This window comes from Rhizobium sullae (assembly GCF_025200715.1).
GTDB lineage: Bacteria > Pseudomonadota > Alphaproteobacteria > Rhizobiales > Rhizobiaceae > Rhizobium > Rhizobium sullae.
The window spans coordinates 3969099-3986614 of the sequence record NZ_CP104143.1 but is presented as its reverse complement, the minus strand read 5'-3'; the positions used below and the strand labels follow the sequence as shown (position 1 = coordinate 3986614).

20 protein-coding genes are annotated in these 17516 nt (G+C 59.3%); 7 read left to right on the top strand and 13 right to left on the bottom strand.

All coding sequences use genetic code 11. The features are described 5' to 3' along the window. Positions 1 to 11: 11 nt before the first annotated feature. On the bottom strand, positions 12 to 704 hold the full coding sequence (locus N2599_RS19730) for a glutathione S-transferase family protein (protein WP_027510601.1): 693 nt from the start codon (positions 702 to 704) through the stop codon (positions 12 to 14). 149 nt (positions 705 to 853) lie between these two features. Between N2599_RS19730 and N2599_RS19725 the strand changes: the two genes are divergently transcribed. Next, positions 854 to 1654: an undecaprenyl-diphosphate phosphatase gene (locus N2599_RS19725; RefSeq protein WP_027510600.1), complete on the top strand. Its 801-nt coding sequence runs from the start codon at positions 854 to 856 to the stop codon at positions 1652 to 1654. A 52-nt stretch (positions 1655 to 1706) separates the two neighbouring features. Here the strand turns inward: N2599_RS19725 and N2599_RS19720 are convergent, their stop codons facing one another. The 7 genes from N2599_RS19720 to dnaN all read right to left on the bottom strand — a co-directional run bounded on the left by N2599_RS19720 (position 1707) and on the right by dnaN (position 6703). Beyond that, positions 1707 to 1859, bottom strand: a complete 153-nt coding sequence (locus N2599_RS19720; RefSeq protein WP_027510599.1) for a hypothetical protein — start codon at positions 1857 to 1859, stop codon at positions 1707 to 1709. A gap of 283 nt (positions 1860 to 2142) precedes the next feature. After that, positions 2143 to 3123: a complex I NDUFA9 subunit family protein gene (locus N2599_RS19715; RefSeq protein ID WP_027510598.1), complete on the bottom strand. Its 981-nt coding sequence runs from the start codon at positions 3121 to 3123 to the stop codon at positions 2143 to 2145. 113 nt (positions 3124 to 3236) lie between these two features. After that, positions 3237 to 3524 carry a DUF1330 domain-containing protein gene (locus N2599_RS19710; RefSeq protein ID WP_027510597.1) on the bottom strand — a complete coding sequence of 96 codons (288 nt, stop codon included), beginning with the start codon at positions 3522 to 3524 and terminating at the stop codon, positions 3237 to 3239. Positions 3525 to 3591: 67 nt separating this feature from the next. After that, complete coding sequence (gene pyrF, locus N2599_RS19705) at positions 3592 to 4284, bottom strand: orotidine-5'-phosphate decarboxylase (RefSeq protein WP_027510596.1); 693 nt, start codon at positions 4282 to 4284, stop codon at positions 3592 to 3594. A 1-nt stretch (position 4285) separates the two neighbouring features. Continuing rightward, positions 4286 to 4873 (bottom strand): histidine phosphatase family protein, encoded by a 588-nt coding sequence (locus N2599_RS19700; protein WP_027510595.1) that lies wholly within the window; start codon positions 4871 to 4873, stop codon positions 4286 to 4288. Position 4874: 1 nt separating this feature from the next. Then, positions 4875 to 5468, bottom strand: coding sequence for a phospholipid N-methyltransferase PmtA (gene pmtA / locus N2599_RS19695; protein ID WP_027510594.1), 594 nt, complete (start codon positions 5466 to 5468; stop codon positions 4875 to 4877). Between the two features lie 116 nt (positions 5469 to 5584). Next, positions 5585 to 6703, bottom strand: coding sequence for a DNA polymerase III subunit beta (dnaN, locus tag N2599_RS19690; RefSeq protein ID WP_027510593.1), 1119 nt, complete (start codon positions 6701 to 6703; stop codon positions 5585 to 5587). A 325-nt stretch (positions 6704 to 7028) separates the two neighbouring features. Here dnaN and N2599_RS19685 point away from each other — a divergent pair, with 325 nt between their 5' ends. Continuing rightward, positions 7029 to 8282, top strand: a complete 1254-nt coding sequence (locus N2599_RS19685; RefSeq protein WP_027510592.1) for an aminopeptidase — start codon at positions 7029 to 7031, stop codon at positions 8280 to 8282. Here the strand turns inward: N2599_RS19685 and N2599_RS19680 are convergent. After that, positions 8230 to 9141, bottom strand: coding sequence for an EamA family transporter (locus N2599_RS19680; protein ID WP_027510591.1), 912 nt, complete (start codon positions 9139 to 9141; stop codon positions 8230 to 8232). The genes N2599_RS19685 and N2599_RS19680 overlap by 53 nt on opposite strands. Positions 9142 to 9241: 100 nt before the next feature. On the opposite strand from N2599_RS19680, the gene N2599_RS19675 reads away from it, so the two are divergent. Continuing rightward, entirely contained in the window at positions 9242 to 9724 is a 483-nt protein-coding gene (locus N2599_RS19675; RefSeq protein WP_027510590.1) for a MarR family winged helix-turn-helix transcriptional regulator, read from the top strand. Here N2599_RS19675 and N2599_RS19670 read toward each other — a convergent pair whose 3' ends face one another. From N2599_RS19670 to N2599_RS19660, 3 genes are all read right to left on the bottom strand, one after another. Further along, a complete protein-coding gene (locus tag N2599_RS19670; protein ID WP_027510589.1) occupies positions 9725 to 10315 on the bottom strand; it encodes an NAD(P)H-dependent oxidoreductase in 591 nt (196 codons plus the stop codon). 13 nt (positions 10316 to 10328) lie between these two features. Further along, positions 10329 to 11909 (bottom strand): exodeoxyribonuclease VII large subunit, encoded by a 1581-nt coding sequence (gene xseA, locus N2599_RS19665; RefSeq protein ID WP_027510588.1) that lies wholly within the window; start codon positions 11907 to 11909, stop codon positions 10329 to 10331. A gap of 68 nt (positions 11910 to 11977) precedes the next feature. Further along, positions 11978 to 13816 (bottom strand): hypothetical protein, encoded by a 1839-nt coding sequence (locus N2599_RS19660; protein ID WP_027510587.1) that lies wholly within the window; start codon positions 13814 to 13816, stop codon positions 11978 to 11980. A 159-nt stretch (positions 13817 to 13975) separates the two neighbouring features. Here N2599_RS19660 and N2599_RS19655 point away from each other — a divergent pair, with 159 nt between their 5' ends. From N2599_RS19655 to N2599_RS19640, 4 genes are read left to right on the top strand one after another with little or no spacing between them, the layout of a single operon-like run. Further along, positions 13976 to 14977: a glycosyltransferase gene (locus N2599_RS19655; RefSeq protein WP_027510586.1), complete on the top strand. Its 1002-nt coding sequence runs from the start codon at positions 13976 to 13978 to the stop codon at positions 14975 to 14977. Positions 14978 to 15006: 29 nt separating this feature from the next. After that, complete coding sequence (locus N2599_RS19650) at positions 15007 to 15711, top strand: class I SAM-dependent methyltransferase (protein WP_027510585.1); 705 nt, start codon at positions 15007 to 15009, stop codon at positions 15709 to 15711. Positions 15712 to 15722: 11 nt separating this feature from the next. After that, positions 15723 to 16085, top strand: coding sequence for a DMT family transporter (locus tag N2599_RS19645; RefSeq protein WP_027510584.1), 363 nt, complete (start codon positions 15723 to 15725; stop codon positions 16083 to 16085). Beyond that, positions 16078 to 16470 (top strand): hypothetical protein, encoded by a 393-nt coding sequence (locus N2599_RS19640; RefSeq protein ID WP_051336587.1) that lies wholly within the window; start codon positions 16078 to 16080, stop codon positions 16468 to 16470. The genes N2599_RS19645 and N2599_RS19640 overlap by 8 nt, the downstream gene beginning before the upstream one ends. On the opposite strand, the gene N2599_RS19635 is transcribed toward N2599_RS19640, so the two are convergent. After that, positions 16471 to 17457, bottom strand: coding sequence for a Gfo/Idh/MocA family protein (locus N2599_RS19635; RefSeq protein ID WP_027510582.1), 987 nt, complete (start codon positions 17455 to 17457; stop codon positions 16471 to 16473). It lies immediately after the preceding gene. Between the last annotated feature and the right edge of the window lie 59 nt (positions 17458 to 17516).

The window sequence follows — 17516 nt, the reverse complement described above, 5'->3', positions numbered from 1 at the left end:
GAAAGCCCTCGTCAGAAATCCAGGTCTGCGTAGTGAGAGACCGGTGTCAGTCCACGCACCCGCTCCGTCAACAGCGGGCGGAAGGATGGCCGTGATTTCATGCGCTGGTACCAATCCTTGGCGATCGGCGATTCAGTCCAATCGATCTCGCCGAGATAGTCGAGGATCGAGAGCGAAGCGGCCGCCGCAAGGTCGGCATAGCTCATGCGGTCTCCTGCCAGCCACTGCCGCGAACCGGCAAGCCAGGTCAGGTATTTCATATGCTGGCGGATATTAGCACGCGCCGTGCGCAGGATTTTTGAATCCGGTGCACCGCCGCCCTGATCTGCGCTCATCTGCAACTTATACACGCGCTCCCGTGCCAGAGGCCGGGTTACATCCGTCTCCATCTTCTGCATGAACCACTCACCGAGGCGGCGGATCTCCGCGCGCTGGAAAGGATCTTCCGCAAGAAGACGCCTGTCGCGCTTCAGCACGCCGTGCGTTTCATCGAGATATTCCGAAATGACGGCCGCGCCGCAAAGCGCGCGCATACTGTCGTCCACATAGACCGGCAAGGTACCGGCGGGGTTGAGCGCCAGAAAGTCGCGCCGCTTTTCCCAGGTTTGCTCTTCAATAAGATCCGCCTGAAAGCCATACTCGCTCAGAATCAGCCGCACGAAGCGTGAAGCGGATGACATAGGATGATGATAAAGCGTCGGCATCGATACCCGAATTGTTGATTTGTCGCGGCATGCTCGGGGGCATTCATACTCATAGCGCCCTAGTCATGACTCATTCGTTGCAGCTATAGGAGCTTGGCCCCTTCAATACAAGCAAATCGGGTCCCACCCCGTCTCACAAGGGATAAAACATGGCTGATATCTTCAGTGCGCTCATTCTCGGCCTTATCGAGGGCCTCACGGAATTCATACCGGTCTCTTCGACAGCCCATGTCCTGCTGGCAGGCCACTTCCTGGGCTTTCGGTCCCCGGGCAATACATTTGTCGTTCTCATCCAGCTCGGCGCAATCCTTGCAATCCTTCTCGTCTATTTCAAGCGACTGCTGAGCCTTGCCCTTGCTTTGCCCAGCAGTGCGCGGGCGCGGCATTTCGTCCTTGCCGTTCTTTTTGGCTTTCTGCCGGCAGCCGTTATCGGCGCCATTGCGCATGACTTCATCAAGAACGTGCTTTTCGAAACACCGATGCTGATCTGCGTGGTCCTCATTCTCGGCGGCCTCGTCCTCCTTGCCGTCGACAAGATCCAGTTCAAGCCCAAATATCATGATGTGACGGAGTTTTCGCTGCCGATGGCCGTGAAGATAGGTTTCTTCCAGTGCCTGGCAATGATCCCGGGGACATCCCGCTCTGGCGCCACGATTGTGGGCGCATTGCTGATGGGTGCCGACAAGCGTTCCGCAGCAGAATTCTCGTTCTTTCTGGCCATGCCGACGATGGTCGGCGCCTTTGCGCTGGACCTCTACGAAAACCGCAATGTGCTGAGCTTTGATGACGGAATGCTCATCGTCGTCGGCTTCGTGGCGGCTTTCGTCTCGGCGCTCTTCGTTGTTCGCGCGCTGCTCAATTTCGTCTCGATCCGGGGCTATGCGCCCTTCGCCTGGTGGCGAATCTTCATCGGCGCGGCAGGCCTGATCGGCTTGACGTTGTTCGGCTGATTTTCAGGGAGTTGACATCCGGGGCGGCTCCGGAAAGAGCCGGCCTTTGCCCTCAGTGGTTGAGGGAGGCGGTGGAGCAGGGATCGATGCCATAAGCCGGCGCGCAACCGCCCTTCACCGCTGCGACCGAGCCGGGCGCAATGAAGGAGCCTGCGAGGATAACCAGTGCCGCACACGCAAATAGAAGCGCGATTGACTTGCCCATCGATAAAGCCTTTCAAAGTCGATTTAGCGCGCCGCAAAAGGCGCTGAGTCCATCTCAGGACGCGCGGGGTGTGTAGTCAGTGGAGTAGCAAATAGCAATAAATGTTCCTGCTAAATGTGGCGTTAATTTCACTAATTTTTTGATGCGTCTTTTATGCAACGCCCTTTTGGCGTGACGCCATGGACAACACGCTAAACTTGCGCCGGATTTGTCTGAAAGACGCAAAATGAAAAACACCGCCCGTGGATAAACACAAGCGGTGTTCAACTGTTGCCGTCGTTCCTCAGGCTGCTTTTCCCGAACCAGTGTACTGGCCATGCGGGCGATAATGCACCAGATAGGACGGCAGTACGGAGGTCAGCATTGTCGGCGTAACTCCGAGGGCCTTCAGCGTGTGGCCATCCGCTTCGGCCTTCGTTGAAACGATATTGTCGCGCTTCAACAGGCGAACCTGATCAGCCGTGATCGGGGGCTTAATGAAGGGAACGAGCGACGCGACGCTGCCGATTAGCGAGGCGATGCTGAAGGGAATGGAAACCAGCCGGTTCTTGCGGGCGGTAATCTTCAGCATGACCTGAAGACATTCGCGGAAGGTCAGCACTTCCGGACCACCGAGTTCATAGATCGCCCCGCCCGCAGCCTTACCCTCGATGGCACGTGCTACGGCTTCTGCCACGTCTTCCACGTAGACCGGCTGCAGCTTCGTCTTGCCACCGCCGATGAGCGGCAGAACCGGCGAAAGACGGGCCATCTCCGCAAATTTGTTGAAGAAGCCGTCTTCCGGCCCGAAAACGATCGACGGGCGGAAGATCACAGCGTCCTTCTTGATCGAAAAAATTGCCGCCTCCGCGCGCCCCTTGGTGCGGGCATAGCTGGAATCCGAATTCGCGTCGGCGCCGATTGCCGAAATATGGATGAGCTTCGCGCCGGAGGCACGGGCGGCTTCAGCGACAGCACGCGCACCGAACTCCTGGACCGCATCGAAGGTGTTGCGGCCGGTCTCGAAGAGCACGCCGACACAGTTGATGACGAAGTCCGCACCCTCGACGGCTCGATCGACCGAGTTGCGATAGCGAAGGTTAGCCTGAACGAACGAAATCTGGCCGACATTGCCAAGTGGCTGCAGGAAACCTGCAAGATCCGGGCGACGCACTGCGACGCGAATTCGATAGCCGCGCTTTGCCAGCGCACCCACGATATGCCTGCCGATAAAGCCGGAACCTCCGAACACAGTCACGAGCGGCGGCAGGTTGGCAAGGGTCATGGCAGGTTCCTCGAAAGGCTCGGATGGATGCGTTGGTCGGCACTCGTATTAACCGAAACCCGGCGCGACGGAAAGATCCCATCGCGCTCGAGTTTTGCGGATGCGAAGAGTGCTCAGACGCCTTCCACGACAACCATTTCCGCGTCGGCGGCTTCCTGGCGGATCTTGGCGGCGATCTGGTATTCCGGTGAATTATAGCACTCGACCGCGTGTTTCATCGAAGGAAATTCGATGACGACGTTTCGGGCGCGCGACTTGCCTTCGAGTTCGGTGATTGCGCCGCCGCGGGCGAGGAAGTTTGCACCGTATTTCTCAAAGGCCGGCTTGGCTGCCGCGACATAATCCTTGTAGCGCTCGGAATCGCGGACATCGACGCGCGCGATCCAGTATCCCTTTGCCATGGTCTTCCTCCTGTTGACGGTCGAAAATTGCGGGGCGGGCAACGCGACCCATATCCTTCGTCAGGCGTCAGAGAGCGGTTTCCATTTCGGCAAGAATGCCACGCGCCGCCTCCTTCGGATCGGGCGCCTTGACGATCGGCCGTGCGACGACGAGGTGGCTCGAGCCAGCCTTCAGCGCATCGGCCGGGGTCATCACCCGCTTCTGATCGCCCTTTTCGCTGCCTGCCGGGCGGATGCCGGGGGTGACGATCGCCATGTCGGGTCCGACGATTTTCCGAACGGCGGCGGATTCTTCGGCGGAGCAGACGACGCCGCCCATCCCGGCGAGCAGCGCCTGTTCGGCGCGGCGCAGCACCAGCGTATGCGGGTCGTATTCGTAACCCGCAGCGATCAGATCCTGCTCGTCCATGGAGGTGAGAACGGTCACGCCAAGCAGGCACAGGTCCGAGCCGTTTGCAGCCTCCACAGCAGCCTTCATCGCCTTGGGATAGGCATGCAGCGTCAGCATCGACATGCCCATTTTCACGATATTCTCGACGCCGGAAGCGACCGTGTTGTCGATATCGAGCAACTTCATGTCCAGGAAGATCTTCTTGCCGTCCTGCGCAAGATCGCACGCGAATTCCAGGCCGCCGGCAAAGACGAGCTGATAGCCGATCTTGTAGAAGAGAATGTCGTCGCCGAGCGTCGAAACGATCTTTTCCGCCTCGCCAAGTGTCGGAACATCCAGCCCGACGATCAGCCGCTCGCGTGCGTTCATCTCACATCCATCCCTGCCAGTTTTCCATGGGCGTCCAGTCGCATGATAAGCGCCGGTCCGCAAGGCTGAAACAATAGAGGTTGCCGCCGCCGGGCGGCTGATCGCGATCGCGCGCGATGGCGCGGCTCTCAAGATGGCATTTCAGCAGCGTGCCGACGCCACCATGCCCGACAAAGGCGATCGGCTCGCGTGGATCGTGATCGATGAGAATGGTTTCAAAGGCCGAAACGATGCGGTGCTGCGCATCGGCGGCACGCTCCCAGCCCCTGAAACTGTTCTGCGGATGGGCGAAGAACCAGTCGGCCGCTTTTTCGAATTCCGGAGGCGGCAAGAAGCCGGTCGCGGAACGGTCGTTTTCGTGCATGCCGTCCCGGATTTCGATGGCCACGCCCGCCGCAGTAGCGAAGATTTCCGCGGTTTCGATCGCCTTCGTCTCATCGCTCGAAACAATACGGCGCAGTTGCCTCGCCCAAGCGCTTTCAGCCGCCTTGTGGGCGCGCGCCTCGCCGATCTCCGATAAACCCCATCTGGGCACCGGGACGTTCGGATCGATTTTCACTTGTGGGTGGGTGATATACAGCCCGTACATTTCAGCCGCGTCTGTAGATCCAGAGCTGGGCCGGCGGGATGTTGCGGACGATAAAATCGAAATGCTGGATGTGGTAACGCTCCGGCCGCGCGATGATCGGCGAGACGGGGCCATAAGAAATCTGCACGACCGGCCGACCGGCCGGAATACGGTCGAGCAAGCTTTCGAGAAGCGCAGAGCGCGCCTGCATCGGAAAGTTCAGGAGCGGGACAGCCGAAACGACGGAATCGAATGTCTGATCCTTGAGGTTGCCGAGCGTCTTGTCGAGGTCGAAGGCGTCGCCATTGATGAAGTGGACGCCGGGGTAGAGGCGCACGAGATGCTCGTAAAAGTCCGTCGAATATTCGATGGCGACAAGGCTCTCCGGCTTCACGCCGCGCCCGAGGATCGCCTTGGTAATGGCGCCCGTACCGGGGCCGAGTTCAAGAACCGGAAGCCCCGAATTCAGGTTGATGACGCTCGCCATCTTGCGGGCGGTGATGGAGGAGGTCGGGACGATGGAGCCGACAGTCTTCGGCCCCTGCATCATGCCCTTGAAGAAGCGGATCTCCTCATCGAACTTCTTGCCGAGCCGTTCTTTCAGCCGCAACGCCATGCCGTCCTCCACGAATAATGCACCAAACCGCCAGCTCTCTATTTGCAATCCTCTGGCGCAAAAACAAGACCAAACGTCGCAATCGGCAAACTTTGCACGGCAAATGCTACGCGCGTTTACACGCGCATCGGCATCAGAACGTAAAGTGCATCGTCGCCAGCGGTATCGCGAATAAGCGTCGGCGAGCCCGCATCGGCCAGCAGGAAAATCGCCTGATCGCCGGAAAGCTGCGCCGTGATGTCGAGCAGATATTTGGCATTGAAGCCGATTTCCATGGCATCCGTATCGTAACCGACGGCGACTTCCTCTGTCGCGCTGCCGGAATCCGGATTGTTGACGGTGAGCAAAAGCTGGCCGTCGGAAAGTGCGAGCTTCACGGCGCGGCCGCGCTCGGAAGAAATCGTCGACACGCGATCGACAGCCTGGGCGAACGTCGAGCAATCGACGCGCATTTCCTTGTCGTTGCCGGTGGGGATCACACGCTGGTAATCCGGGAAGGTTCCGTCGATGAGCTTGGAGGTCATGACGATCGAGCCGATGCTGAGGCGGATTTTGGCATCCGAGACTTCGACCGTGACCACCGCATCGGGATTGTCGATGAGTTTCTGCAGTTCGCCGACCGTCTTGCGCGGAATGATGATGCCCGGCATGCCTTCGGAGCCGGAAGGCGCCTTCACGTCGGCGCGTGCAAGGCGGTGGCCATCCGTCGCTACGGCGCGCAACTTAAGATCCCCGTCGCTTTCGATCGTGTGCAAGAAGATGCCGTTCAGATAGTAGCGCGTTTCTTCGGTCGAGATCGCAAACTGCGTGCGGTCGATCAGCATCTTGAGATCGGCCGCCTTCAGCTTGAAGGAATGCGTGAAGGTGCCGGCGGTGAGGTCCGGGAAATCGGATTCCGGCAGGCACTGCAGCGAGAATTTCGAGCGGCCGGACTGGACAGCCATGGAGCCGCCATCCGTCGATGTCGCCAATAGAACTTCCGAACCGTCTGGCAGTTTGCGCACGATGTCGTAAAGAAGATGCGCCGGAACCGTCGTGGCGCCGCCCTGCTCGACATTGGCGGGCGTGGCTTCAGTCACTTCGAGGTCGAGATCCGTCGCCTTCATGTCAAGGTTCTGGCCATCTGCGCGCAGCAGGATATTGGACAGGATCGGAATCGTGTTGCGACGTTCGACCACGCGGTGAACGTGGTTCAGCGACTTCAAAAGGTTTGACCGCTCAATAGTTATACGCATGGGATGCTACCGCTTTCGACCGTTACTGCCCGGCACGCAAGACGCGCCGAAAGATGCTGTCCGGCTCCGGGCCGGAGGAGTGGACAGGCAAAATGGCAGAACTTTACCGGCGAATGCAAGGGGTGCGAGACACGGCAGCGCGGCAATTGCCATTTTCCGGCATGGATGCTCACAGAAATCCAAGCATCCGCAGAAAACATTGTGGCGAAACCTCATGGAATCCCGTGGCCTTCGTTCGCAAAATCGGCCGCCCGAGCTTCATTTTCGCTGTAAAGGGGTCTAAGTCTGGCATCTTCAGAGAGTCGATTTCAGGAGGTAGCCGGCCATGACGTTCATGCCCCAGAGTCAGAATTCCGTCGATCCGATCAAGCTGGAGAAACTCGCGGAGGTCGCTGTCAATGTCGGCTTGCAACTTCAGAGGGAGCAGGATCTGGTGATTACTGCTCCAGTTGTCGCGATGCCGCTGGTTCGCCTGATCACCAAGCATGCCTATATGGCGGGTGCTGGTCTCGTCACGACGTTCTATTCCGACGAAGAGACGACGCTTGCCCGCTATCAATACGGCAGCGACGAAGGCTTCGACCGTGCCTCCGGCTGGCTCTACGAAGGTATGGCAAAGGCCTATCAAAATGGCGCGGCGCGCCTCGCAATTGCCGGCGACAATCCAATGCTGCTTTCCGAACAGGATCCGAACAAGGTCGGCCGCGCGAACCGGGCGAATTCCACCGCCTATAAGCCGGCGCTCGAAAAGATCTCGAACTTCGACATCAACTGGAACATCGTTGCCTATCCGAACCCATCTTGGGCGAAGGTCGTATTTCCGGACGATCCGGAGCCGATTGCGGTCGCGAAACTGTCAAAGGCAATCTTTGCCGCCTCGCGCGTCGATCTCGACGATCCGGTCTCAGCGTGGAGGGAGCACAACGCGAACCTTGCCGCACGCTCATCCTGGCTGAACGGCCAGCGCTTCGCCGCGCTGCATTTCAAGGGACCGGGTACCGACCTGACCGTTGGCCTTGCCGACGGTCACGAGTGGCATGGCGGTGCCTCCGCCGCCAAGAACGGCGTCACGTGCAACCCGAATATCCCAACCGAAGAGGTCTTCACGACACCGCACGCGCTGCGCGTCGAGGGCCATGTCTCAAGCACCAAACCGCTCTCGCATCAAGGCACGCTGATCGACAAGATCCAGGTTCATTTCGAAGAGGGCCGGATTGTCGAGGCCAAGGCCTCGCGCGGCGCGGAGGTATTGAACAAGGTGCTCGATACCGACGAAGGCGCGCGGCGTCTCGGCGAAGTGGCGCTCGTACCGCATTCGTCGCCGATCTCGGCGAGCGGCATCCTGTTCTACAATACGCTTTTTGACGAAAACGCCTCGTGCCATATCGCGCTCGGCCAGTGCTACTCGAAGTGCTTCCTGGGTGGCGCGCAGCTCAGCCAGGATCAGATCAAGGCCCAGGGCGGCAATTCCAGCCTTATCCATATCGATTGGATGATCGGCTCGGACGAGGTGGATATCGACGGGGTCAAGCCGGACGGCTCGCGGGTTCCGGTAATGCGGCAGGGAGAATGGGCCTGACGGGCGCCATCGCCCTCTGGCTGACCCAAACGCTCGCCAGCACAAGCGCGAATCCGAAGAGCTGCGCGGGCGTCAAGCTTTGGCCGAGCGCCAGCCAGCCGAGAAGCGTCGCGACGAGCGGGCTTAGGAAGCCGAGCGACGCGGCCGCCGACGGCTCGATCTTCGACAGGCCACGGAACCACACGACGTAAGTGAAGGCGGCGCCGATCAATCCCAGATAGGCCATGCCAAGCACATTTGCCGCCGTCGGCACCGGAAGAGCCGGTTCGAACATCAGCGCGACCGGCACGAGCAAAAGCCCGCCGGCGGTCAATTGCCATGCCGTGAATGTGAGGTTCGAGACCGGCGGCGCCCAACGGCGCGTCAGCACCGTGCCGAAAGCCATCGAGACGGCGCCTGCGAGACCCGCGGCAACACCAATCGGATCAAGCGCAGCCTTGGGTGTTAACACCAGCAGTGCAACCCCAGCCATTCCGGCCAAACCTGCAAGGACGGCAAAAAGCTTGATCGGCTTGCCAAGAAAGACGCGCGATAGCGCGATGACGATCAGCGGCTGGACGGCTCCGACCGTTGCCGCAACGCCGCCCGGAAGCCGGTAAGCGGAGACGAAAAGCATTGCCCAGAAGAACGAGAAGTTCAGCGCGCCGAGGATGAAGACCCTGCTCCACCAGATGCCGCACGGCAAGCGGCGGACGGTGACAAGAAGCAAGAGACCCGCAGGCAAGGCGCGCAGCATTGCAACAGTCAGTGGATAGCCGGCAGGCAGGAACGCGGTCGTTACGAAATAGGTGCTGCCCCAGATGGCTGGAGCAATGGCCGTCGTCAGGACATCGGCCGCATAAGTGCTATTTTTCTTCATATCAAGAATCTCTACATCAAGATAATATTCAACATAGTGGTATTTATCTTGACGTCAAGACATCTTGTGCTATCGCTTGTTTATCGAAGTTGAGGAAGCGATGGACCGCGTCGATAAAATCCTGTCCCAATGGCAACGTGAGCGGCCAGACCTCGACGTCGAAGCGATGGGCATCCTGGGGCGCCTCAAGCGGCTGATGACGCATCTCGGACGCGAGGTTGAACAAGTGCTGCTGCAGCACGGGCTCTCGTCGTCCGCCTTCGACGTGCTCGCAACGCTTCGGCGTTCGGGAGCGCCCTATCGCCTCTCACCAGGCGATCTTCTGGCGATGACGATGGTGAGCTCCGGTACGATGACCAACCGCATCGACCAGCTCGAGAAAGCAGGTTTTGTCGAGCGCGTCCTCAATCCCGACGATCGGCGAAGCGTGCTGATTGCATTGACGGAGAAAGGGTTTGCAGCCGTCGAGACCGCGGTCGGTGCGCATGTCGCCAATCAGCAGCGGCTCGTCGAAAACCTCAGCGATGAAGACAAGGCAGCGCTCGACGCGCTGCTGCGCAAATTTCTCGCGAAATTCGAATAGTCAGATCGCGCTCAGCGCCTTGCGCACGCGATCAAGATGACCTTGGCGTTTGGCGGCCGTCGCGCGATCCATATCATGCAGGCTGAGCATGCGAAAATTGAGGCGCTTGGAGCAGACGTTCGCGATGCCGCGCTTCAGCAGCCGGCGCACCGGATTGCCCATATAGAGATGAACCAGCCACCACGGCGAGCCCGTCGTCGTCAAAGCCCAAAGCAGCCTAATATTTGTCAGCTGCGGAACAATCCGCCCGCCGGCCGCATCGTGCGAGAAGGCAACACCGGGCGCGAAGACCCGATCGAAGAAGCCCTTGAGGATCGCCGGAAAGTTGAACCACCACTGCGGAAAGACAAGGATCAATCCATCGGCCGCCTTCAGCCGCTCCACGATCGTTGAGACGCTGGAGGCATCATAGGGGATATCGAAGTAGCCGCCACGCTCGGCCTTCGTGAGGCGAGGATCGAAATCCTCGGCATAGAGATCGAGCACATCAACCGCATGACCGGCTTCTGCCAGAGCTTCACCCGCAGTCTTTGCAACAGAGGCGGCAAAACTCTCTTCGAGCGGATGAGCAAGCACCAGGAGGATACGCATCGGTTGTCCTAGACTAGAATAGGCTGCCCTGCTTCGGCGGCGCGGTCGGCTGTTCCGGCTTCGGCGAGCGTTTCCTCGGCGGCGCACCGCCTTCGGTCGTCACGGCGCCGACGCGGCCGTCGGCAAACTCGATCGAAATGCCGCTGCCGGCTGAAAGTGCCGCGGCCTGCGATACCGGCCGGTTTTCATCGTCGCGGATGACTGCATAACCGCGCTTCAAGACGTTTTTGTAGGAGAGCGACTGCAGCACGCGGTCCTGTGCCGAAAGCTCGCCCCTTGCCCGTGTCAACTGATGGCGGACAGCGGTATCGGCGTGACGGGACAAGTTTGCCAGATGGTCGCGCATGCGCGCCGTCTGCGTTTTCAAGCGCATGGGCAGGGAGGCAAACACGACATCGGCGCGGCCGACACGGGACTTAGAGCGATCGATCAATCGCTCCACCATGCGCTCCGCCCGCGTCATTCGCTCGGCAAGTATCTGGCGGTGCTCGGCAATGCGGTTAGAAAGCACGTCCGGCCTCAGATGCGAGGCAGTGCGCTCAAAGCTCCGGCGTTTATTGATGGTGTTGAGTTCCAACCCGCGGCCGAGGCCCGCCGCTGCCTCATCAAAGCGCCGCCGCGGCATCGCAAGCAGCTGATCGAGCGACGGCAGCGCCCGCACCAGCGAGCGAACCGCCTGCCGCCGGTGATCCATCTGGCGGCTTGTACAGCCTTGCAGACGAGCTGAAAGTGCCGAAACCTGCGCCTCCAGTTCGGCCTTGACGGGAACGGCCATTTCCGCAGCACCCGTCGGCGTCGGCGCACGCACATCGGCCGCATAATCGATCAGCGTCCAGTCCGTCTCGTGGCCAACCGCGGAGATAAGCGGAATTTCACTTTCAGCAGCGGCCCGCACGACGATCTCGTCGTTGAAGCTCCAGAGGTCTTCGAGGCTGCCGCCGCCGCGGGCGACGATCAGCACATCCGGCCTCGGCATTTCGCCGCCCGGCTGAAAGCCATTGAAACCGCGGATGGCATTCGCCACCTCCTCGCCGGAACCATCGCCCTGCACCTTGACGGGCCAGACGATAACATGGACGGGAAAACGATCAGAAATGCGGTGCAGGATATCGCGAATGACGGCGCCCGTCGGCGACGTGACGACGCCGATGACCTTCGGCATGAACGGCAGCCGCCTCTTGCGCGCCGCGTCAAAAAGACCTTCAGCACCAAGCTTGCGCTTGCGCTCCTCGATCAGCGCCATCAGCGCGCCGGCACCGGCTGGCTCCAGCGTTTCAATGACGATCTGGTACTTCGATGAGCCAGGGAAAGTCGTCACCTTGCCGGTGGCGATTACCTCCATGCCTTCTTCCGGCCGGAACTTCAGCCGCGAGAATGTGCCCTTCCAGATGACGGCGTCGATACGTGCGCGATCGTCCTTCAGCGAGAAATAGGCATGACCCGATGAATGCGGGCCGCGATAGCCGGAAATTTCGCCACGCACCCGCACCTGATCGAAGGCGGTTTCGACCGTGCGCTTGATCGATCCCGAAAGCTCGGAGACCGAATATTCCGTCAGGTTCGTGGGCGAATCGGTGTCGAAGACGTTGCTCATCCTTCCTTTCTAGCGAAAGCGGAGGGAAAGATCAGCCTTAGGCGTCAAGGATTTTGCAGAGCGGCCTGTCAATCCACCGGCTTGAAGAGATAGTATTCGACGCTCTTGGCTTTGGCGAAAGGGCGTAGGTAAGAGGGAATATTACCCTTCGCGAGCTGAGCGTAGAGCCCTTCCGATTTCAACTTCCGGAGCGCGGCGGTCAAGGGGTCGTCTTTGCAAAAGGCAAGCATAGTGACGCCGGCCCCGCGCAGGAAGGCTTCCGCCTCCTTTGGGTCGGAAAGACCGATATGAAGTTCGGTCAGCATGCCCTGCGGATTCCGGTGATACGGCGCGGTCAAAACGTGCTGGCCGGTGAACCGCAGGATTGGAACACCCATTTCCGAAGAAGCCGCGATCATGCCAACTGGTATGGTGTTGAGTGGCGCCACAGCATCTCTGGACTTGCAGGAATTCGTTTCGTCATCCTCCTTCGCGGCATTTTGTTTTTCTTCCGGCGTCTTGCGCTGCATCTCGACAAAGCCACCCGCCACCGCCCACGCAGCCGGCACGCTCGCCAGCACGACCATGATATAGCAAAGAGCCGCAGCGATATTTTCCCGTTCGCCATTCGAAAACCGGCGCATATCGATAATCAGCAGCGCGAGCGGCAGGATTGAAATCATATTCGAGAAGGCGGCGCCCCGAACCTGCACAAGTGCAATCGCCCAACTCACCCCCAGCAGGAGCAGCAGGATCAGATGAATCTCCACACGATCGCGATGAAAGATGCGGAAGACGCAGGTGCCGACACCAAGTAGACCAACGGCATAAAAGGCACCAAGCGAATAGGGCTCGGTACGCCCCATCGCAATGATCGACCGCGCCTCAGAAATACCGTTAAGCCATAGCTCGATCAGCATGGGATCGAGATCGTTCATTGGATTATGCAAGCATTGCGGCGCGATCACGAGCGCGGATACGGCGACAATAGCGCCAACACCGGCAAGAGCGACAAAACGCAGAGAACGCGACAGGTGGCTGGCGCAAACGGCCACGGCTAGGAGCAGCCCTCCGCCAATCGCGGAGAGACTGTAAAAGCCAAGCGAGAGGCTGTCGCAGGTTACAGTTGAATACAGCCTGGGGGAAATCGTACCGAAGAAGAAAATGCTGATGAAGAGCGCCATGGATAGACCGAAGGCTTTTGCCGCCGCCGCATAGATTTCCCCGTGCCAGGCCCAGGAAATCGCGACCGTGATGCAGACGGCCGCAACGACCGGTGTCGTTTCGGCGCCGATCGCAATTGCAAGAGCGGCACAGAATCCCGCGATGGTATAGCTCCAGGCGCGATATTTCTCATCGAGCAACATCGCAATCATCATGGCGACGAGGCAGAGTTGCACATTATGATGATCAATTGCGCCCGGCAGAAACCGGCCGCTTGTCATCACCGTCAGAGCAGTCAGGCCCAGCGAAATGTGCATGGCCGCGATGCCGCCGATGCGGCGCGCAGCTATCGCCATGGCGAGCATCAGAGGGATAATGAGCGAAAGCGGCCAAACGGCAAGTGCAACAGTCTCGGCTTTTTCTGTCGACAGGAAGAGGCCGAAGAACCTGATCAGCGAGGCAAGCGGCAAGTCGACGAGTCGCGACCAATGCATCAGCGTTCCGCCGACACCAAGCCGATACTGCATGAGATCGAACCAGCCTTGGCCAGCAAGCAGGTCGCGCGCCTCGACAAGCCGCATGCCGTCATCGTTGTCAGGGCCGACATAGTCCGTGGCATTCGGCAGCCTCATGGCTGCTATCGCCGCGATCAGCACACCGCTGTAAATCAGGACGGATGGCCAGAGACGCGTCAGCAAGGTTCGCAGCTTCGTCAGCGAAAATGCCGAAGTGGCCCTGCCGGTTATCTCTGCAACATTCGTCATTGGGATACTGTCCGTCTTGAACTCGACGGACTTTAGCCTTCGTGAATCAAGAAAGAGTAAAGCGCACCAAAAGTAGCCACGGTCTCTGTCTGCGCTATAGCGTCTTATTAATAATGGATGTTTTAGACTGCTCGCCGACCAAGAACGGTGGGTAGGATCATGACGCGATTGCCGCCAGAGAGCTTGAATATTGCTGTGCTGCTACCTTGCTATAACGAAGCGGCAACGATCGGCGCAGTCGTCCGCGGTTTCAAAGCGGCACTGCCGCATGCCCAGATCCACGTCTACGACAACAATTCGACCGACGGGACCGCGCTCCACGCCATGCTCGCAGGCGCCGCCGTCGTTCGCGAGCGGCGTCAGGGCAAGGGTCATGTAGTGCGCCGCATGTTCGCCGATATCGACGCTGACATCTATCTGATGGCGGATGGCGACGGCACCTATGCGCCGGAAGACGGCGAAGAGCTGATCCGCACGCTGCTGACCGAACGCGCCGACATGGTGGTCGGAACGCGGCGCGGCGTTCATGCGGACGCAGGACGCGACGGACATGCTTTCGGCAACCGCATCTTCAACATTCTCTATCGCACGATCTTCGGCCCTGACTTCACCGATATTTTCTCAGGCTACCGGGCCTTCTCGCGCCGTTTCGCCAAAAGCTTCCCAGCCGTTTCCGGCGGTTTCGAGATCGAGACCGAAATGTCCGTTCACGCGTCGCGGCTCAAGCTGCCGGTCGCCGAACTGGAACTCGACTACGGCCGGCGCCCGGAAGGCTCGCACTCGAAACTTTCAACCTTCAAGGATGGCGGCAAGATTCTGTGGATGTTTGCCATGCTGATGAAGGAAACACGGCCCTTTGCCTTCTTCGGGCTTATCAGCGCGTTCTTCATGCTCTCGAGCATGGGTTTCATGACGCCCGTGCTGGCGGAGTATTTCGAAACAGGCCTCGTCAACCGCATGCCGACATGGGTCCTCTCCATGGCGCTGATGATGATCTCGTTCATGGTCTTCACCGCCGGCCTGATCCTTGACTCCGTCGCCCGCTCGCGTGCCGAGCAGTTGCGCATCCATTACATCAACGTCGCCGCACTGAGTCAGGGTGCGATGCCGGAAAAACCCATCGACGCCGCACGAAGCGGCAAGACCGCCCGTATCGCTTGATTGCTTCCGCTCAAGGTGACGCCACTTCCATGAATAGAGAAACCACAAACCGCATCCGTTTCGTGCTGGAAGATATCCTACCGCCGTTTATCCGCGATTCAGGTGCTTTCCGCTGGGCTGCACAGCGCGTCTGGGGCGCCCATATCACCCATCTAGCGAACTTCCGCGAGCGCGCGCCATTCCTTTCGGAAAAAGAGTATGCCGAGCTTTACCGCAATCATCCCCGCGTTCACGAAGGCACTGACAATTCGGTAGCCTGCATCCGTCGCATCCTCGGATCGATCGAGGGCGAGACTGTCTGCGACATCGGGTGCGGCACCGGCGCGCTGCTCAGCCGCATTCAGTCGGCGCATCCGGACCTCCATCGCCTCACAGGCGTCGACTTCGTGATAGACGACGCGTCGCGCCTTTCCGGCATTGAATATGTCGCCGCCAAGGTCGAAACCCTCCCCTTTGCAGACGCGGAATTCGACACGGTCATCTGCACACATGTGATCGAGCATATTCTCGACTACCGGCGGGCGATCGCGGAACTGCGCCGGATTGCAAGACGCCGCCTCATCATCGTTGTGCCGCGTGAGCGCGAATACCGCTACACGTTCAACCCGCACTTCAACTTCTTCCCTTATACGCACTCCTTCCTGAGAGCTGTCCAACCGGTGCCTTCAGTCTACGTCTGCGAGGATATAGGCCGCGACATCTTCTATTCGGAAGAAAGAGGTGCAGCGGATTGAAGGACGGTTCGATGCTTTCCACTTTTTCAGCGAGCACGTGGATTGGCCTTATCGGCACGCCGCTGCTGATCGCCTCGGGTCAGGTGCTGTTCAAACTGACGAGCGCGACCGCAGGCGAACTCAATGTCCGCAATATCCTTGCGCTGCTTCTCAATCCCGTGCTGCTCGCAGCACTGCTCCTTTACGCCCTCGGAACGATTATCTGGATCTACGTCCTGAAAGCCGTCCCTCTGACGATTGCCTACTCCTTCATGGGGCTGACCTTCTGTTTCGTTCCTTTGCTAGCGCAGGTCTTTCTCGGAGAGGCTCTTACTGTACGCTACGTCATTGGCGCCATTTTCATCATAGCCGGCATGCTGGCGATCAATGGCTGACAGTTCTTCCAATCGAATTTTGTTGTTCCTGCGCTTTATCGCATTGTTGCTGCTCGGACTGATGATAGACGCGCTACTCTTCCATTTGCTGCTGAATGCGGCGTTTGGCCCGCTTCTCGCGCGGACACTGAGCCTTCTTGCAGCACTTGCCATTACGCTCGCATTGCTGCACCGCATCGATCTTAAAGCACGCAATCGATTGTCGACAGAACGCCCTGGCCTTGCCGCAATCCTAATAATCGCGGCAATTCTGAACCAAGGCCTCTACGCCACGCTCGTAACGGCATTGCCGTCTCTGCAGCCGTTGGCGGCGATGGCTCTCGCCTCCACCGCCACACTGTGCTTTGCAATTTTCGGCTACCTGCGGCTCGCGTTTCGCAAATAATCAAACTGGCTGCCAGCCGTCCCTCTCGCTGGCGCGGTAGATCGCGTCGATCACCTTCTGGTTCAGCTTCGAGCTTTCGAGCGTCACCACCTCTTCCTTCTCGCCCTTCGCAGCGCGGGCAAAAGCTTCAGCTTCGCGCCTATACTGGCGGCTGTCCTGGAAGCGGAAGATGGTCGACTCGTTGTGGCTGCGGTTGGCGAGTTCCAGTTCCTCCGGCCCCCAGCGGTCGGCGTTGAAGGGCGACTTCACCTCGATGTAACCCTCGGTGCCGTGGAAGACCATGACCTGGCGGTTTGCCATCTGGGTGGATATGTAGAAACTCAGCTCGAAATCGCCGAAGTCGGCCTTCACGCTCGAATAAATATCGGTGCCGAATTCCGGGTCGCGTTCGGTGACGGCCTGGATGCGCACCGGTTCCTTGCCGGTCGAGAACCGCGTGCTGATGGTCGGATAAACGCCGATATCGGGCAGGCCGCCGCCGCCGAGTGCGGGAATGTTGCGCATGTTGCCGGGATCGCGATTAAAATAGGTGAAGGCACCCTGGACATGGCGCAGCTTGCCGATCGCACCATCGGCTATCAGCGAGCGGACCTTTCGCCAGACCGGCGCATAGGTCACCATATAGGCTTCGGTAATCAGGACCTTATTGCGATCGCGCGCAGCAATGAGGCTGTCGATCTCGCCGGCATTGAGTGCGATCGGCTTTTCGCAAAGGACATGCTTTCCAGCGTCTGCCGCCTTGATGGTCCATTCGACGTGCTGCGACGTCGGCAGCGGAATGTAGACGGCATCGATCACATCGGAGGCGAGCATCTCCTCATAGGAACCGAAAGCATGCGGTACGGAAAAGCGGCTGGCCATCTCTCGGGCCTTTTTCAGGTCGCGGCTGGCAATTGCGGTGACGACGCAGTTTTCCGCGTCCTGAATGGCCGGAACGACGAGTTCACGGCCGATCTTTGCCGTCGAAATGATACCAAAACGGAGCATGGCTTAGCCTCCCAGAGCTTGAATGGGCGCAAGCTTATTCAGGGGTGGCGAGCGACGCA

Bases quoted from the DNA above. Each gene is read 5' to 3' on its own strand.
- N2599_RS19730 (WP_027510601.1), bottom strand. From the start codon at position 704: ATGCCGACGCTTTATCATCATCCTATGTCATCCGCTTCACGCTTCGTG.
- N2599_RS19725 (WP_027510600.1), top strand. From the start codon at position 854: ATGGCTGATATCTTCAGTGCGCTCATTCTCGGCCTTATCGAGGGCCTC.
- N2599_RS19720 (WP_027510599.1), bottom strand. From the start codon at position 1,859: ATGGGCAAGTCAATCGCGCTTCTATTTGCGTGTGCGGCACTGGTTATC.
- N2599_RS19715 (WP_027510598.1), bottom strand. From the start codon at position 3,123: ATGACCCTTGCCAACCTGCCGCCGCTCGTGACTGTGTTCGGAGGTTCC.
- N2599_RS19710 (WP_027510597.1), bottom strand. From the start codon at position 3,524: ATGGCAAAGGGATACTGGATCGCGCGCGTCGATGTCCGCGATTCCGAG.
- pyrF (WP_027510596.1), bottom strand. From the start codon at position 4,284: ATGAACGCACGCGAGCGGCTGATCGTCGGGCTGGATGTTCCGACACTT.
- N2599_RS19700 (WP_027510595.1), bottom strand. From the start codon at position 4,873: ATGTACGGGCTGTATATCACCCACCCACAAGTGAAAATCGATCCGAAC.
- pmtA (WP_027510594.1), bottom strand. From the start codon at position 5,468: ATGGCGTTGCGGCTGAAAGAACGGCTCGGCAAGAAGTTCGATGAGGAG.
- dnaN (WP_027510593.1), bottom strand. From the start codon at position 6,703: ATGCGTATAACTATTGAGCGGTCAAACCTTTTGAAGTCGCTGAACCAC.
- N2599_RS19685 (WP_027510592.1), top strand. From the start codon at position 7,029: ATGACGTTCATGCCCCAGAGTCAGAATTCCGTCGATCCGATCAAGCTG.
- N2599_RS19680 (WP_027510591.1), bottom strand. From the start codon at position 9,141: ATGAAGAAAAATAGCACTTATGCGGCCGATGTCCTGACGACGGCCATT.
- N2599_RS19675 (WP_027510590.1), top strand. From the start codon at position 9,242: ATGGACCGCGTCGATAAAATCCTGTCCCAATGGCAACGTGAGCGGCCA.
- N2599_RS19670 (WP_027510589.1), bottom strand. From the start codon at position 10,315: ATGCGTATCCTCCTGGTGCTTGCTCATCCGCTCGAAGAGAGTTTTGCC.
- xseA (WP_027510588.1), bottom strand. From the start codon at position 11,909: ATGAGCAACGTCTTCGACACCGATTCGCCCACGAACCTGACGGAATAT.
- N2599_RS19660 (WP_027510587.1), bottom strand. From the start codon at position 13,816: ATGACGAATGTTGCAGAGATAACCGGCAGGGCCACTTCGGCATTTTCG.
- N2599_RS19655 (WP_027510586.1), top strand. From the start codon at position 13,976: ATGACGCGATTGCCGCCAGAGAGCTTGAATATTGCTGTGCTGCTACCT.
- N2599_RS19650 (WP_027510585.1), top strand. From the start codon at position 15,007: ATGAATAGAGAAACCACAAACCGCATCCGTTTCGTGCTGGAAGATATC.
- N2599_RS19645 (WP_027510584.1), top strand. From the start codon at position 15,723: ATGCTTTCCACTTTTTCAGCGAGCACGTGGATTGGCCTTATCGGCACG.
- N2599_RS19640 (WP_051336587.1), top strand. From the start codon at position 16,078: ATGGCTGACAGTTCTTCCAATCGAATTTTGTTGTTCCTGCGCTTTATC.
- N2599_RS19635 (WP_027510582.1), bottom strand. From the start codon at position 17,457: ATGCTCCGTTTTGGTATCATTTCGACGGCAAAGATCGGCCGTGAACTC.